Annotated in this window: 11 protein-coding genes and 1 other RNA gene; 10 read left to right on the forward strand and 2 right to left on the reverse strand. The window is 74.2% G+C overall.

The features are described 5' to 3' along the window. Positions 1-143: 143 nt before the first annotated feature. The gene (locus tag OG335_RS23490; protein ID WP_405013097.1) at positions 144-2,921 is read right to left on the reverse strand and encodes an FHA domain-containing protein; all 2,778 of its coding nucleotides are present in this window, start codon (positions 2,919-2,921) and stop codon (positions 144-146) included. Between the two features lie 280 nt (positions 2,922-3,201). On the opposite strand from OG335_RS23490, the gene OG335_RS23495 reads away from it, so the two are divergent. The 3 genes from OG335_RS23495 (at position 3,202) to prfB (ending at position 7,682) form a co-directional block, all read left to right on the forward strand. Continuing rightward, a complete protein-coding gene (locus tag OG335_RS23495; protein WP_405013098.1) occupies positions 3,202-5,064 on the forward strand; it encodes a serine/threonine-protein kinase in 1,863 nt (620 codons plus the stop codon). A 190-nt stretch (positions 5,065-5,254) separates the two neighbouring features. Continuing rightward, positions 5,255-6,538: a serine/threonine-protein kinase gene (locus tag OG335_RS23500; protein ID WP_405013099.1), complete on the forward strand. Its 1,284-nt coding sequence runs from the start codon at positions 5,255-5,257 to the stop codon at positions 6,536-6,538. 34 nt (positions 6,539-6,572) lie between these two features. Further along, positions 6,573-7,682: a peptide chain release factor 2 gene (prfB, locus tag OG335_RS23505; protein WP_405013100.1), complete on the forward strand. Its 1,110-nt coding sequence runs from the start codon at positions 6,573-6,575 to the stop codon at positions 7,680-7,682. A gap of 151 nt (positions 7,683-7,833) precedes the next feature. On the opposite strand, the gene OG335_RS23510 is transcribed toward prfB, so the two are convergent. Beyond that, complete coding sequence (locus OG335_RS23510) at positions 7,834-8,028, reverse strand: hypothetical protein (protein ID WP_405013101.1); 195 nt, start codon at positions 8,026-8,028, stop codon at positions 7,834-7,836. A 338-nt stretch (positions 8,029-8,366) separates the two neighbouring features. Between OG335_RS23510 and ftsE the strand changes: the two genes are divergently transcribed. The 7 genes from ftsE (at position 8,367) to OG335_RS23545 (ending at position 15,288) form a co-directional block, all read left to right on the forward strand. Beyond that, positions 8,367-9,056: a cell division ATP-binding protein FtsE gene (ftsE, locus tag OG335_RS23515; protein WP_405013102.1), complete on the forward strand. Its 690-nt coding sequence runs from the start codon at positions 8,367-8,369 to the stop codon at positions 9,054-9,056. Between the two features lie 55 nt (positions 9,057-9,111). Further along, on the forward strand, positions 9,112-10,023 hold the full coding sequence (ftsX, locus tag OG335_RS23520) for a permease-like cell division protein FtsX (protein ID WP_405013103.1): 912 nt from the start codon (positions 9,112-9,114) through the stop codon (positions 10,021-10,023). A 111-nt stretch (positions 10,024-10,134) separates the two neighbouring features. Continuing rightward, on the forward strand, positions 10,135-11,268 hold the full coding sequence (locus OG335_RS23525; protein ID WP_405013104.1) for a S41 family peptidase: 1,134 nt from the start codon (positions 10,135-10,137) through the stop codon (positions 11,266-11,268). Between the two features lie 58 nt (positions 11,269-11,326). Continuing rightward, the gene (smpB, locus tag OG335_RS23530) at positions 11,327-11,815 is read left to right on the forward strand and encodes an SsrA-binding protein SmpB (RefSeq protein WP_405013105.1); all 489 of its coding nucleotides are present in this window, start codon (positions 11,327-11,329) and stop codon (positions 11,813-11,815) included. Positions 11,816-11,940: 125 nt separating this feature from the next. Then, positions 11,941-12,319: a transfer-messenger RNA gene (gene ssrA, locus OG335_RS23535) on the forward strand. A 198-nt stretch (positions 12,320-12,517) separates the two neighbouring features. After that, positions 12,518-13,885, forward strand: coding sequence for a nitrate/nitrite transporter (locus tag OG335_RS23540; protein WP_405013106.1), 1,368 nt, complete (start codon positions 12,518-12,520; stop codon positions 13,883-13,885). Between the two features lie 215 nt (positions 13,886-14,100). Continuing rightward, positions 14,101-15,288 carry a uroporphyrinogen-III synthase gene (locus OG335_RS23545; RefSeq protein WP_405013107.1) on the forward strand — a complete coding sequence of 396 codons (1,188 nt, stop codon included), beginning with the start codon at positions 14,101-14,103 and terminating at the stop codon, positions 15,286-15,288. Positions 15,289-15,432: the final 144 nt, after the last annotated feature.

Raw genomic sequence — 15,432 nt, forward strand, 5'->3', positions numbered from 1 at the left:
GAGGGCGGCACCGTCACCCGACGGTGCCGCCCTCGCGGCGTGCCGTGACCGGCCCTGCCGCCCCGGGCGGCGCCGTCACCCGACGGTGCCGCCCTCGCGGCGTGCCGTGACCGGCCCTGCCGCCCCGGGCGGCGGCCTCGGCGTCAGCCCTGGGCCGCGGCCCGCTGCAGCGCGCTCGCCAGCAGGGCGAGGTCGGTGGGCCCGTTGCCCAGCTCCCGGACCGGCCGGCGGGTCGGCGGGGCGCCGAGCTGCAGCGGGTCGATCGCGACGACGGTCGGACGCAGGGTGGACGTCCGCGGGATGCGGCCGCCGACCCGGGCGGACTGGAAGGCCGTGACACCGCCGTCCGGCCGCCGCAGGTAGCCGCGGCCGGGAGTGTCCTCCGGCACCGCGGCGGCGTCCGGCAGGTGGATGAGCTGGTCGGACTCGGCGGGCTGGTCGGTGCGGAGCGCGATCCGCAGCTGTGCCGCCTCGTCGATCTCCGTGCCGGAGGTGCGCTCGGGGGAGCCGGTCGCGGCGACCACGTGCATGCCGAGCCGCCCGCCGCGCTCCGCGACCGCGCCGAGGGCGCGGGCCAGCGGCCGCCCGGCGGGCGAGGTCGGGGCGTACAGCGCGTCCAGGTCGTCGACGATGACGATCATCCGGGCCGGGCCCGGACCGCCGCCGTGGTCGCCGCCGGGTGCGGCGGCACCGGGCAGGTCGGCCGGGTGGTCGGCGGCGCGCCGCTGCTCGCCTACCACCGCCGTGCGGGCGCCGGGTGCGGCGGGACCGCCGGCGGCGACCAGCGCCGGGGTCCTGCGGAGGATCCGGCCGGTGTGCCAGGCGGTGAAGTCCTGCCCGTCGAGGAGCGCCTCGCGGTGCGCCAGCTCGTCCAGCAGGGCCTCGGCGGTGAGCAGGGCCTGCCGGGGGTCGGCGGCGGCGTCGAGATGCGCGGTGACGTGCGGCAGGTCGGTGCAGCCGCGCAGGCCCGCCGCACCGTCCCCGCCGGCGGGGGAGCGCGACTCGATGACCGTGATCTCCAGCCGCTCGGGGCGTTCGGCGACGGCCAGGGAGGCGATCAGGGTGCGGAGCAGCTCGGTCTTGCCGGAGCCGGGCGCGCCACCGACGAGGAGGTGCGGGCCGTTCTGGGCGGGCTCGTCCGACCCGGCGAGGTCGAGGGTGAGCACGCCGTCGCGGCCGGTGCCGAGAAGCGCGGTGGCGCTGCCCGCGCCGTCGGGCAGGGCCGCCCAGCGGTCGGAGAGCTTCGTGGGGGTGACGGCCTCCAGGCGCAGCAGGTCGAGCAGGCGGAGGGCGTCGGGCAGCGGTCCGCGGGCGGCGGGGGCGGACTCGCGCAGCGGGGCGAGGGCGCGCGCCAGCCGCTCGGTCCAGGCGGCGGACACGGCGTCGAGGGCGACGTCCTCGATCCGCTCGCGGGCGCCGTCCACGGCGAGGTCGACGGTGAGGAGGGTGCCGACCTCGCCGGTCACGGTGGCGCGGGCGCCGGTGCCGTCGGGGAGGTCCTCGGGGTTCGCCGCGAGGCAGAGCGCGAAGACCCCGGCGGCGGGCCCCTGGCGCAGCAGCAGGCCGAGCGCGGCCCGGGCGGCGGGCGTGCCGGGGTCGCCGTCGACCAGGACGACGGTGGCGTCCGGGCCGTCCGCGGCGGCGGTCAGTTCGGTGAGCCGGGCCTCGGCCTGCTCGGTGTCGAAGGCGGTGAGCAGCCGGCAGTCCTGGCCGTGGCCGGGGCGCAGGTGCGGCAGCCACATCGTCCAGTGCCAGTCGGCGGCCCGCTGCTCGTCGGCGGCGACCACCACGAGGGCGAGGCCGCCGGGCGGGTGCAGCACGGCGAGCTGGGCGAGGACGGCCCGGGCGAGGCCGGTGAGCCGGTCGCGCGGGCCGGTGAGGCCGAGGCTGCCGGCGGCCTGCAGGTCGACGGTGACGGGCACGGCGGGCAGCAGCGTGCCCGGGGCGGTGCCGGGGCCGCCGGGCCGGTCGGCGGTGCCGAGCCGGACGGCGAGTGCGTCGGGGTGGGTGGGGGTGCGCTCCCACAGGCGGGGGCCGGGGCCGAGCGCGGTCAGCAGGAGCACCGCGGGGTCGGGCCAGCGCTCGCGCCGGGCGGCGGCCTGGTGGGCGCGGACGGCCGCGTGCCGGGCGGCCGCCTCGGGGGCGGGCTCGGCCGGGGCGGAGCGGCCGCGCCGCAGGGAGAGCAGCCCGCGGGTGCGGTGGCCGGGTGCCTGCGGTGCGGGCTCGGGTGCGGGCGGGGCGGCGGCGGGGGTGCGGGCGGTGGGGCGGTCGGGCAGCTGGAGGTGGCCGTCGCCGTCCGGTGCGGCGGTGCGGGGGGTGCCCGCGGCGGGCGCGGTACGGGGGCGGGCGATCTGCAGGGTGGACTCGCCGAGGTGGACGAGGTCGCCGTCGGGCAGGTCGGCGCTCTCGTCGCGCAGGTACCGGGTGTCCAGCCGGGTGCCGTTGGTGGAGCCGAGGTCGCGCACGGTGACGCCGTCGTCGGTGAGGTGCAGGGAGAGGTGGAGCCGGGAGACGTCCGGGTCGTCGAGGGGCACGTCGGCGTCGCTGGAGCGGCCGACGGTGATCTCCCGGCCGTGCAGGCGGTGCACGCCGCCGGCGGCGGGGCCGCCGACGATGCGCAGCTCGGCGCCGACGGGGAGGTCGGCGGGTTCGGTGTCCGGGTCGGGTTCGCCGAGGGAGAGGACGGCGCCGTCGAGCAGCGGCGGGTGGCCGAGCAGTGCCTGGTCGTCGACGAGCTCCGCCCCGGCGTAGAGCTGCACCTGGGCGGCGGACCGCGGCCCGCGCACGCCCGCGGCGCCCGCGAGCGCCCCGGCGACCGCGCCGAGCGCCGTCCCGGCGGGCGCGGTGACCAGCACGTCCGTGGACGACCCGGCACCGGACGCGCCGCCGCGCGGTCGAAGGACGGTCAGCCGGATCTGCATCTCGCCCGGGTCCCTTCTGCACGCGTGTGGTGCCTGCCATCCTGCCACCCTGGAGCGACAGTCCGGGCACGGTACCGGATTTGACGATCTTGCGATGATCCCGCCGGTGGAACCGACGGCACGTCACGGGGGTCTTCCCCGGTGGAACGGCCCGGAGAGTTCCGTCCAGCACGCCGGGTGATCGCCTCGGCAACGCGGCCGGGCACCGTTAGAGTTTCCGAAAACGTGGCCACCCTGCCCGACCACCGGGCAGCGGGGCGAGCGACCACAGGAGTCACAGGTGCGGCCCGTCGGCAGCAAATATCTGATCGAGGAGACCCTCGGGCGTGGGGCCACCGGCACGGTCTTCCGCGGCCGCGTGCGCGAGGACGCCGTCGTGCCCGGGATGGAACCGGGCCGCGCCGTGGCGGTCAAGGTGCTGCGCGAGGAGCTCGCCACCGACCCGGACGTCGTGATGCGCTTCCTGCGCGAGCGCTCGGTGCTGCTCCGGCTGTCCCACCCCAACATCGTGCGGGTCCGCGACCTCGTGGTGGAGGGCGAGCTCCTGGCGCTGGTCATGGACCTCGTGGAGGGCCCCGACCTCTACCGCTACCTGCGCTCGAACGGGCCGCTCAGCCCGATCGCCGGGTCGCTCCTGATGGCCCAGGTCGCCGACGCGCTGGCCGTCAGCCACGCCGACGGCGTCGTGCACCGCGACCTCAAGCCCGCGAACGTGCTGCTCGCCACCACGCTCACCGCGGACGGCGTCGAGCAGATGCACCCAATGCTCACCGACTTCGGCATCGCGCGGCTCGCCGACTCCCCGGGCATCACGCGCACGCACGAGTTCGTCGGCACGCCGACGTACGTCGCGCCGGAGTCCGCGGAGGGACGGCCGCAGACCGCCGCCGTCGACGTCTACGGCGCCGGCATCATGCTGTACGAGCTGGTCACCGGCCGTCCGCCGTTCCAGGGCGACGGGCCGCTGGCCGTGCTCCAGGCCCACCTGGCGCAGGAGCCGGAGCGGCCCCGCTCCATGCCGGAGCCGCTCTGGACGGTCATCGAGCGCTGCCTGCGCAAGAACCCCGCCGAGCGCCCGACCTCGACCTCGCTCGCCCGGGCGCTGCGCGTCGTCGCCGCCGGCGTCGGCGTGCACGCCTCCCCGGCGGCGGTGGAGGAGGCCCTCGCCGTCGGCGACCTGCTGCTGCCCGACCCGGCCCTGGCCGCAGCCGCCGCTGCTGCCGCGGCGTCCGCCGCCGTGCCGGCCGGCTCCGCGGACGCGACGCAGATGCTGCCCGCACGGGGCTTCGACCCCGGTTTCGACCCCGGCGCCGCGACCCAGGTCGTCCCCGGTGTCGGGGCGGGCTCCGAGGACCGCACGCAGATGATGCCGCAGGCGCCCGCGGCCGGTGGCGACCGCACCCGGGTGATGCCGCCGGTGCCGCCCGGCCCGCCGGCCGCGCCGGGCGCGGACCCGGAGGCGCCGCACCCGTGGCAGACCCAGATGCGGGCGGCCCGCGACCGCAACCAGCAGACGCAGATCGGCTACTACGACCCGGAGGAGCTGGACCGCCCGCAGGTGGCCCCGCAGCCGTACCAGGCCGGGCCCGGACGGCAGCAGCCCCAGCAGCCGCAGTACCCCCAGCCGCCGCACCGACAGCAGCCGCCGCCGCAGCCCCCGCAGGGCCGCGGGCAGGGCGGCTACGCCCAGCGGCCCCCGGTGGCCCCGCCGCCGTACCAGGCCCGGCAGCCGCAGCCCCAGCAGCCGCAGCCCCCGCAGGGCTACCGCCAGCCGCCGCAGCCCCAGCAGCCGCAGTACGGCCGGCAGCCGGCCGCGCCGCAGGCGTACCCGCCGCCGCAGCCCCAGCCGCCCGCCCCGGCGCGGCGCCAGGAGCCGGCCCCGCAGCGCCGGGCCGAGCCGCCCGCGCCGCAGCGCCGCGAGCCGGCCCCGGCCCGGGAGCCGCGCGGACGCAGCCGGAACCGGATGTACATCCCGGGCCTCGGCTGCCTCAAGGGCTGCCTGATGGTGCTGCTGATCCTGGCGATCGCCGCCGCGGCGCTCTGGAACTTCACCGACCTGCCCGTCTACTGGGAGAACGTGAAGGGCTGGTTCACCGAGGTGAGCGACTGGATCAACGGCCTGGGCGGCGGCGGTACGCCGTGACCGGCGCCGGTGCGCCGTGAACCGGCGGCCCGGCTGGCGGTCCGTCCGGCCGTGATTTTGGCGCTTTGTCGACAATTCACAAATTTTCCGTCATGCGACGTTCTCCCAGCGGCCTCCGGCGCCCCCCGGAGGCCGCCCGGGCGCGTAGGTTGGTCGCTGAGCACCGACCTACCGAGCCCACGGAGCAGCATTGGCACGCAAGATCGGCAGCCGCTACACCGTCCACCAGGTGATCGGCCGGGGATCGGCCGGCACCGTGTGGCTGGGCGAGGGCCCGGACGGGCCGGTGGCCGTCAAGTTGCTGCGCGAGGACCTCGCGTCCGACCAGGTGCTGGTCGGACGCTTCGTCCAGGAGCGCGCCGCCCTCACCGGCCTCGACCACCCGCGGGTCGTCGGCGTGCACGACATGGTCGTCGACGGCAGCGACCTCGCCCTCGTCATGGACCTCGTCAAGGGCACCGACCTGCGCACCCGGCTGGAGCGCGAGGGCGTCCTCGACCCGCTCGCCGCCGCCTCCGTCATCGCCGACGTCGCCGACGGCCTCGCGGCCGCCCACGCCGCCGGCATCGTGCACCGCGACGTCAAGCCCGAGAACGTCCTGCTCGACCTCGCCGCCCCGCCCGGCGTCGGCGGCGCACCCCGCGCCAAGCTCACCGACTTCGGCATCGCCCGCCTCGTCGACGCCCCCCGCCGCACCCGCGCCACCCGCATCATCGGCACCCCCGACTACCTCGCCCCCGAGATCATCGAGGGCCTGGAGCCCCGCGCCGCCGTCGACATCTACGCCCTCGCCACCGTGCTCTACGAGCTCCTCGCCGGGTTCACGCCCTTCGGCGGCGGGCACACCGGCGCGGTGCTGCGCCGGCACGTCACCGAGAGCGTCCCGCCGGTGCCCGGCATGCCCGACGGCCTCTGGCGGATCATCTCCGAGTGCCTGGCCAAGGCCCCCGCCTCCCGGCTGCGCGCCTCCGAGCTCGCCGCCCGGCTGCGCGAGCAGCTGCCCGTGCTGGCGGGGCTGCCGCCGCTCACCGTGCCCGCCCAGCGCAGTCCCGCCGACGACCTGCCGACCCCGGCCGAGGCCGTGTACGCCGAGGCCGACGCCGGGTCCGGGGCCCACCGCCGCCGGCGCGGCCCGGCCGTCCCGCTCGTGCCCGCCCCCACGCCGGACTCCACCCGGGACACCCACACCAGCCTGCGCCGCCCCTCCGCGCAGGAGCTCGCCTCGTACGCCGCGGAGTCCCGGGCCCAGCGTTCGGCCGCCCCCGTCACCAGCCACCGCCGCCGCCGGCTGGTGCGCCGCCGCCGCATGCTGGCGGTGCTGATCGCCACCGTGCTCCTGCTCGCCGGTGCGGCCGCCGCGTTCAGCGCGTTCGCCGCCGAGCCGGACGGGTCCGGCGGGTCCGGCACGTCCGCGGCGGCCGCCGGGTGGGCGCCCCCGCAGGACCCCGCGGCCCCCGGGGTGCCCCCGGTGTAGCCGAAGCGTCTCCGCGAACCATTACGCTGGAGGCGTGGCAGCCGTCGATCCTTCCGAAGAGCTCAAGAACCTCGAAACGACCATGGGGTCGATCGAGGCCGTCCTCGACCTGGACAAGATCCGGGCCGACCTCGCGCGCCTCGAGGAGGAGGCAGCGGCCCCCGACCTCTGGGACGACCTCGCGAACGCCCAGAAGGTCACGAGCCGGCTCTCCTTCCTCCAGGGCGAGCTGCGCCGGGTCGAGAACCTCCGCAGTCGCGTCGAGGACCTCGCGGTGCTCTTCGAGCTCGCCGAGGCCGAGTCCGACGCGGACACCCGCGCCGAGGCCGAGGGCGAGCTCGCGTCGGTCAAGAAGGCCGTCCAGGAGCTGGAGGTCCGCACCCTCCTGTCCGGTGAGTACGACGCCCGCGAGGCCCTCGTCAACATCCGCGCGGAGGCGGGCGGCGTCGACGCCGCCGACTTCGCCGAGCAGCTGATGCGCATGTACCTGCGCTGGGCCGAGCGCCACGGCTACCCGACCGAGGTCTACGACACCTCGTACGCGGAGGAGGCCGGCATCAAGTCGGCGACCTTCACCGTGAAGGCGCCGTACGCCTACGGCACGCTCTCCGTCGAGCAGGGCACCCACCGCCTCGTGCGGATCTCGCCGTTCGACAACCAGGGCCGGCGCCAGACGTCCTTCGCGGGCGTCGAGGTGCTGCCGGTCGTCGAGCAGTCCGACCACGTCGACATCGACGAGGGCGAGCTGCGCATCGACGTGTACCGCGCCTCCGGCCCCGGCGGCCAGGGCGTCAACACCACCGACTCGGCGGTGCGCATCACGCACCTCCCGACCGGCACCGTGGTGTCCTGCCAGAACGAGCGCTCGCAGATCCAGAACAAGGCGTCGGCGATGAACGTCCTCCAGGCCAAGCTCCTGGAGCTGCGCCGCAAGGAGGAGCGCGCCGCGATGGACGCGCTCAAGGACGGCGGCAGCTCCTGGGGCAACCAGATGCGCTCCTACGTGCTGCACCCGTACCAGATGGTGAAGGACCTGCGCACCGAGCACGAGGTGGGCAACCCGCAGAACGTGCTGGACGGCGACATCGACGGCTTCATCGAGGCCGGCATCCGCTGGCGCAAGCAGCGCGAGGCCGCGAGCTGAAGCCCGTCCGCGGGCCGGCCCCGGTGACCGTCGCGCACGGCACCGGAGGCGGCCCCGCCCGCACGGGCGACGCGGGGCGGTGAACCGGCCACCGCGGGACGGCACGACGAAAGGGCCCCGGAGCTTCGAGCTCCGGGGCCCTTCGAACGTCTCAGGCCAGCGCCTGCCGGGCGATGAGCACCACGGCGAACAGCCCGACCAGCAGGGCGAGCAGGGCAGCCGGGGTCAGTGCGGCGAACGGACCCTGCTGCTCCTGCAGCCGGGCCCGGTTGGCGCGGCACACCGGGCACCGGCCCTCGCTCACGCGGCCGTTGCAGTTGGCGCACACCAGATGGTCGCAGGTCATGCGATCTCCTCCTTGCTGTCACTGCCAACGCACCGGACGAGCCGATGGTTCCGGTCCGTCCCTCCACTGTGCCAGGTCCGCGGGCGCTCGGCGCCCGCAGTGGCGGGCTTCCCGGGGCCGACTGTGAGATCGGTCGCATCTCGCCGCCTCTCCTTTTCGGGACAGATCGGGTCAATCGCCTACGAAATCGCGGTCCGTACCCGACCGGGGACTGCAGGTCGGCATGTGGTTCGCGTATGGTCCCAGACCTGGAGCGGTGGGGGAGGATGCCGTTCCGACCGCCGCTCCCGGCCCGGGGCGCGGACGGACCCACCTAGGATGGCCTCCGTGATGCAGCCGTGATCAGATTCGACAACGTCTCCAAGATCTATCCCAAGCAGAACCGTCCTGCCCTGGACAACGTCTCGCTGGAGATCGAGAAGGGCGAGTTCGTCTTCCTCGTCGGCTCCTCAGGCTCGGGCAAGTCCACCTTCCTCCGGCTGTGCCTGCGCGAGGAGCGGCCGAGCACCGGTGCGGTGCACGTGCTCGGCAAGGACCTCGGCAAGCTCTCCAACTGGAAGGTGCCGCACATGCGGCGCCAGCTGGGCACCGTCTTCCAGGACTTCCGCCTGCTGCCGAACAAGACCGTGGCGCAGAACGTGGCGTTCGCCCTGGAGGTCATCGGCAAGCCGAAGAGCGCCATCGCCAAGGTGGTGCCCGAGGTGCTCGACCTGGTCGGCCTCGGCGGCAAGGAGGACCGCATGCCCGGCGAGCTCTCCGGTGGTGAGCAGCAGCGCGTGGCGATCGCCCGGGCCTTCGTGAACCGCCCGATGCTGCTGATCGCGGACGAGCCGACCGGAAACCTCGACCCGCAGAACTCCGTCGGCATCATGAAGCTTCTCGACCGCATCAACCGCACGGGCACCACCGTGCTGATGGCCACGCACGACCAGGCCATCGTCGACCAGATGCGCAAGCGCGTGATCGAGCTCGACAAGGGCCTGCTGGTCCGCGACCAGGCCCGCGGTGTGTACGGCTACCAGAACTAGTCGCCGCCGTAACGCCTGACCGCCCTGCCTGCATTGACCCTGGATTGAGAGAAGCATGCGCGCCCAGTTCGTCCTGTCGGAGATCGGCATCGGCCTTCGCCGCAACCTGACGATGACCATCGCGGTCATCGTCAGTGTCGCCCTCTCCCTCGCCCTCGCCGGTGGCAGCCTCCTGGTCCGCGACCAGGTCAACTCGATGAAGGGGTACTGGTACGACAAGGTCGAGGTCAGCATCTCCTTCTGCACCAAGTTCGACGGCGCGGCGTCCGCGCAGTGTGCGAGCGGGGCGGCCACCGCCGACCAGGTCACGGCCGTGAAGGCCCAGCTCGACAAGATGAAGCCGCTGGTGCAGCAGGCGACCCTGGAGTCCTCCTCCGAGGCGTACAAGCACTGGAAGGAGTCGAACCCGGACAACCCGCTGCTCGCGGCGGTCGGTCCGGAGGCGATGCCGCAGTCGTGGCGGGTCAAGCTCAGCGACCCGACCAAGTACGACGTCATCCAGAGCGCGTTCGCCGGCAAGCCCGGCGTGAAGTCGGTCGACGACCAGCGGCGCATCCTGGAGAACCTCTTCGGCCTGCTGAACGGCCTGCAGACGGCGGCGTTCGTGATCATGGTGCTGATGCTCTTCGTGGCACTGCTGCTGATCGTGAACACCGTCCGGGTGTCCGCGTTCAGCCGCCGCCGGGAGACCGGCATCATGCGTCTCGTCGGCGCCTCCAACTTCTACGTGCAGATGCCGTTCATCGCCGAGGCCGCGGTGTCCGCCCTGCTGGGTGCCGTGATGGCCTCCGGCCTGCTGCTGCTCGGGCACTTCTTCGTGCAGCACTGGCTGGCCAAGCGGGTGCTGTTCATCCAGTTCATCGGCCTCTCGTCGGTGCTCACGGTCATCCCGCTGCTGGTCGTGGTCGGCATGGTGATGGCCGGCGTCGCCGCCTTCTTCACCCTCCGCAAGTACCTGAAGGTCTGACGCCCCGACACGCCGCACGGCCCCGGACGGCACCCGCCGTCCGGGGCCGTGCGGCGTCCGGGCCGGGCATTTCGTCGCCCGCGCCGGGTGCCGCACCCTAGACTCCGGTGCATGCCGGGAAGTCGACGTCGGGTACGCCAGGGGGCCACGCTCACCCTGGTGTTCGGCGCCGTGCTGTTCACCGGCGCCGCCACCGGCGCCTGGGGCGAGCCCGCGGCCGTACCGGCCGCGCCGTCCATGGACGCGGCCGCCCAGCTGAAGGCCGGCCGCGACGTCACCGGCGCCGACCTCAGCCCGCAGCAGGCCGAGGCGCTCGTCGACGCCAGCGGCGACCGCTGGGCCGCCTACCTCAGCCCGCAGGAGTACGCGGAACTCCTCCGAGGCCGCTACCTCGGCGTCGGCCTGACGGTCGACCGCACCCGGGACGGCGCGACCTCGGTCACCGCCGTGCAGCCCGGCGGTCCCGCGGCGCAGGCCGGCATCGCCGTCGGCGACCGCCTGCTCAGCGTGGACGGCACCCAGGCCGACGGCCTGCCGGTGACCGAGGTGGTGGCCCGGCTGCGCGGCCGGGCGGCCGCGACGCCGACCGCCTCCCGCTCGGCGTCGCGGACGGTCGAGCTCACGGTGCGCCGGGGCGCCGACGCCCCGCGCGAGCTGGTGCTCGGCCGCGCGGTGCTCGCCGCCCAGGAGGTCTCCGTCGACCACCCCTCGCCCGGCGTCGTCCGGATCGCCGTGCACGGCTTCACCAGCGGCGTGGCCGCCCAGGTCGGGGCGGCGGCCCAGGGCGCGCAGGCGGTCGTCCTCGACCTGCGCGGCAACTCCGGCGGCCTGGTCGACGAGGCGGTGCGGACCGCCTCGATCTTCCTCGACGGCGGCGCGGTCGCCGCGTACGAGTCGCGCGGCGAGCGCCGCGAGCTGACCGCCCCCGCGGGCGGCGACACCGTGACACCGCTGGTGGTGCTCGTGGACGGCGGCACGATGAGCGCCGCCGAACTGCTCGCCGGCGCGCTGCAGGACCGCTGCCGGGCCGTCCTGGTGGGCGCGCGGACGTTCGGCAAGGGCACGGTGCAGCAGCCCAGCCGGCTCGCCGACGGCGGTGTGGTCGAGCTCACCGTCGGCCGCTACTACACGCCCGAGGGACGCTCCCCGGACGGCGTCGGCCTGCAGCCGGACGTCGCCGCGGCGCCGGGGGCCGCCGACGAGCTGGCCCTGCGCGTCCTGGCCGGCCTCGGGACGCGCCGCTGAGCCCCCGAGGCCAAAAGGACTGTCGACCACCGCGGCGGGATGCGACAATGTCGGCGCTATGGCAAAGGAAAAGGGCAACAAGCTCATCGCGCAGAACAAGAAGGCGCGGCACGAGTACACCATCGTCGACACCTACGAGTGCGGCATGGTGCTGACCGGCACCGAGGTGAAGTCGCTCCGCGAGGGCCGTGCCAACCTGGTCGACGGGTACGCGTACATCCAGGGCCACGAGGCCTGGATCGACAACGTGTTCATCCCGGAGTACACCCAGGGCACGTGGACCAACCACTCGGCCAAGCGGAAGCGCAAGCTCCTGCTGCACAAGCTGGAGATCCGCAAGCTGGAGTCCAAGGTGAAGGAGACCGGCCACACGCTCGTGCCGCTCTCCCTCTACTTCAAGGACGGCCGGGTCAAGCTGGAGCTCGCGCTCGCGGTCGGCAAGAAGCTGTACGACAAGCGGCAGACGCTGCGGGAGCAGCAGGACCGCCGCGAGTCGGACCGCGCCATCGCCGCGGCGCGCCGCAAGCAGCGGGCCGGCGGCGGCTGACCGCCGGGGGTACCCCCGCGCGCCGCCGTGCGGTAATGCGCTGGACCCTCCCGGGGCCGAGCGCGTACCATGGCTCTTGCACCGCCGGAGGGCCCGCCCTCCGGAGCTGTTTGTCAAATCAACATGGGGATGATCGGTTTCGACAGAGGTAGTCGAAACAGGAGAAGCGAGCCGAGGAACGCGGCAATGATCTCGATAACCACCTGCCGCAAAAAAATAATCGCCAACACCAAGCGCGATACCCCGCAGTTCGCTCTCGCTGCCTGATCAGCGAAGCGAATAGGGTGTCAGACCGGGGAGTTCCCGACCCGGACCCTGGCATAATCTAGGGAACTCAACCGTCCGCCCCGGCTGCGGGGGCGGAGGGGAAATAAAACAGCAGCTGGGCCCGTCGGCGGCTTGTCCGCGTGACTGCCGGGGCCGAGAAAAGCACAGCGGACTGCGCTCGGAGAAGTCCTGAATCCACTCCGCTGGACCCGGGTTCGATTCCCGGCATCTCCACAACCTCATGTGCACCGAAGGCCGTCCTCCACCACGGAGGGCGGCCTTCGTGCGTTTCCACCGCCTCACACGGCCGGCGCCCGGCGGGTGAGAGGACGGTTCCGCAGGCTTCACAGAGCACAACGAAGCGGAAACCCCGGACTTCTAACGTCGTTCACGACAGCACGGGCAGGGCAGGCACCGGCACGCAAGGGGAGACCGATGAGCGACACAGCCCAGCGCAGAACAGGCGGCCGCTGGATCCAGGAATGGCAGCCGGAGGACACGGAATTCTGGGAGAGCACCGGCCGCCGCGTGGCCAACCGCAACCTGATCTTCTCCGTCTTCTCCGAGCACATCGGCTTCTCCATCTGGAGCCTCTGGTCGGTCATGGTCCTGTTCATGGGCAAGGACTACGGCATCGACCCGGCCGGCAAGTTCTTCCTGGTGGCGATGCCGACCCTCGTCGGCTCCTTCGTCCGCATCCCCTACACCTTCGCGGTGGCCCGCTTCGGCGGCCGCAACTGGACGATCGTGTCGGCGCTGCTCCTCCTCGTACCGAGCCTCGCGGGGCTGTACGTCATGCACCCGGGCACCTCGTACACCACGTTCATGGTGGTCGCGGCGCTCACCGGCGTCGGCGGCGGCAACTTCGCCTCCTCGATGACCAACATCAACGCCTTCTTCCCGCTGCGCAAGAAGGGCTGGGCGCTCGGACTCAACGCGGGCGGCGGCAACATCGGCGTACCGGTCATCCAGCTCGTCGCGCTCGCCGTCATCACCTGGGCCGGCGCGACCCAGCCGAAGCTCGTGCTCGGCATCTACATCCCGCTGATCGTGGTCGCCGCGCTCTGCTCCGCGCTCTTCATGGACAACCTGGCCCCGCTGAGCAACGACACCGGCACCTTCGGCGCGATCCTCAAGGAGAAGCACACCTGGATCATGGCGGTGCTCTACATCGGCACCTTCGGATCCTTCATCGGCTTCTCGTTCGCCTTCGGTCTCGTCCTGCAGAACCAGTTCGGCCGTACCCCGCTGGAGGCCGCCCAGCTCACCTTCATCGGCCCCCTGCTCGGCTCGGTCATCCGCCCGGTCGGCGGCTGGCTGGCGGACCGCTGGGGCGGCTCCCGGATCACCTTCTGGAACTTCGTCGCGATGGCCGCGGCCGCCGGCCTGGTCACCTACGCCTCCTCGATCAAGTCCCTGTCGGTCTTCCTCGTCGGCTTCATCGGCCTCTTCGTCTTCGCCGGGCTCGGCAACGGCTCCACCTACAAGATGATCCCCGGCATCTTCGAGGCCAAGGCCCAGGACAGGATCGCCGCCGGCGACACCGCCGAGGAGGCGGCCGCCTGGTCCCGCCGGATGTCCGGCGCGGCGATCGGCGTGATCGGTGCGGTCGGCGCCCTCGGCGGCCTCTTCATCAACCTCGCCTTCCGCCAGTCCTTCCTCACCACCAAGAGCGGCACCCCCGCCTTCGTCTCCTTCCTGATCGCCTACGCGATCTGCTTCGTCCTCACCTGGGCCGCGTACCTGCGACGCCCCGCGGCCCCCTCCGTCGCGGCGAAGTCCCCCGCACTCGCCGAGGTCTGATCCGCACGAGGGCCGGTCCGCCGAGGCGGACCGGCCCTCACCTGCGAAACAAGCCGGAAATCCGACCGACCCGGTGGTGTGACCCCGGCGAGGGACGATGGCGGCCCACCCACCCAGCCCGCCGACCGCCGGACACCCTGCCGGGTGCAGGCGGGAGGCACCCGCCCCCGGGCCCGCCGACAGCCTCCGGGGCGCTCCACGAAGGACGTCTGCCCATGGCCGACACGACCGCAAGCGCGACCACCGCCCTCGTGCCGTCGCCCGACGCCGCCCCGCCGCTGGCGGGCTACACCATCGGCATCACCGCAGCCCGCCGCGCCGACGAGCTGGCCGCCCTCCTCCAGCGCCGCGGGGCGGCCGTCCTGCGGGCACCCGCCCTGCGGATCGTGCCGCTCGCCGACGACACCGAACTCCTCAACGCCACCCGCGCCCTCGTGGCCGACCCGCCGGACATCGCCGTCGCGACCACCGGCATCGGCTTCCGCGGCTGGATCGAGGCCGCCGAGGGCTGGGGCCTCTTCGACGACCTCGTCCGCGGCCTCGGCAAGGCCAGCGTGCTATCCCGCGGACCGAAGGCCAAGGGCGCCATCCGCGCCGCCGGCCTCCGGGAGGCGTGGTCCGCCGAGTCCGAGTCCTCCGTGGAGGTGCTGGAGCGCCTCCTGGAGCAGGGCGTCGACGGCCGGCGCATCGCCGTCCAGCTGCACGGCGCGCCGCTGCGCGACTTCGTCGAGTCGCTGCGCGCCGCCGGCGCCGAGGTCGTCGAGGTGCCCGTCTACCGCTGGCTCCCGCCGGTGGACCTGGCCCCCGTCGACCGCCTCCTCGACGCGTGTTGCAGCGGCTCCCTGGACGCCGTCACGTTCACCTCCGCCCCCGCCGCCATCAGCCTCCTCGACCGGGCCGCCGAACGCGGCCAGACCGCCGACCTGCTGCACGCCCTGCGCCGGGACGTCCTGCCGGTCTGCGTGGGGCCGGTCACGGCCGCCCCGCTGGAGGAGCTCGACATCGCCACCGTCTGGCCCGAGCGCATGCGGCTCGGCGCCATGGTGCAGACCCTCACCGCGCAGCTCCCGGAGCGCGCCCGCCGCCTCGCCGTCGCCGGGCACACCCTGGAGCTGCGCGGCCAGGCGGCCCTCGTCGACGGCGACCTGCGGCCCGTACCGCCCGCCGGCATGGCCCTCCTCCGCACCCTCGCCCGCCGCCCCGGCTGGGTCGTGCCCCGCGCCGAACTCCTGCGGGCGCTGCCCGGCAGCGGCGACGACGAGCACGCGGTGGAGACCGCGATGGCCCGGCTGCGCGCCGCGCTCGGTACCCCCCGCCTGATCGCCACCGTGGTCAAGCGCGGCTACCGCCTGGCCGTCGACCCGGTGGCCGAGCCGGCCGGCAAGTACGGCGAGGACGACTAGCCGCCACGCAGGACGGGACCGGCACCCGCCGGAGGGCCCGTCCCACCAGAACCCCCAGGGGCCGGAGCCGGTACTCCGGCCCCTGGGCCTGTTTTCGGCCGGTCCGCGTCCGAACGGCGGCCGGGGGAGGCCGGAGGGCCCGGT

This window comes from Kitasatospora sp. NBC_01539 (assembly GCF_045040525.1).
Classification (GTDB): Bacteria; Actinomycetota; Actinomycetes; order Streptomycetales; family Streptomycetaceae; genus Kitasatospora.

Excerpts from the sequence above, each read along its gene's own strand:
- OG335_RS23490 (WP_405013097.1), bottom strand. The coding sequence starts at position 2,921 with ATGCAGATCCGGCTGACCGTCCTTCGACCGCGCGGCGGCGCGTCCGGT.
- OG335_RS23510 (WP_405013101.1), bottom strand. The coding sequence starts at position 8,028 with ATGACCTGCGACCATCTGGTGTGCGCCAACTGCAACGGCCGCGTGAGC.
- ftsX (WP_405013103.1), top strand. The coding sequence starts at position 9,112 with ATGCGCGCCCAGTTCGTCCTGTCGGAGATCGGCATCGGCCTTCGCCGC.
- OG335_RS23525 (WP_405013104.1), top strand. The coding sequence starts at position 10,135 with ATGCCGGGAAGTCGACGTCGGGTACGCCAGGGGGCCACGCTCACCCTG.
- smpB (WP_405013105.1), top strand. The coding sequence starts at position 11,327 with ATGGCAAAGGAAAAGGGCAACAAGCTCATCGCGCAGAACAAGAAGGCG.
- OG335_RS23540 (WP_405013106.1), top strand. The coding sequence starts at position 12,518 with ATGAGCGACACAGCCCAGCGCAGAACAGGCGGCCGCTGGATCCAGGAA.
- OG335_RS23545 (WP_405013107.1), top strand. The coding sequence starts at position 14,101 with ATGGCCGACACGACCGCAAGCGCGACCACCGCCCTCGTGCCGTCGCCC.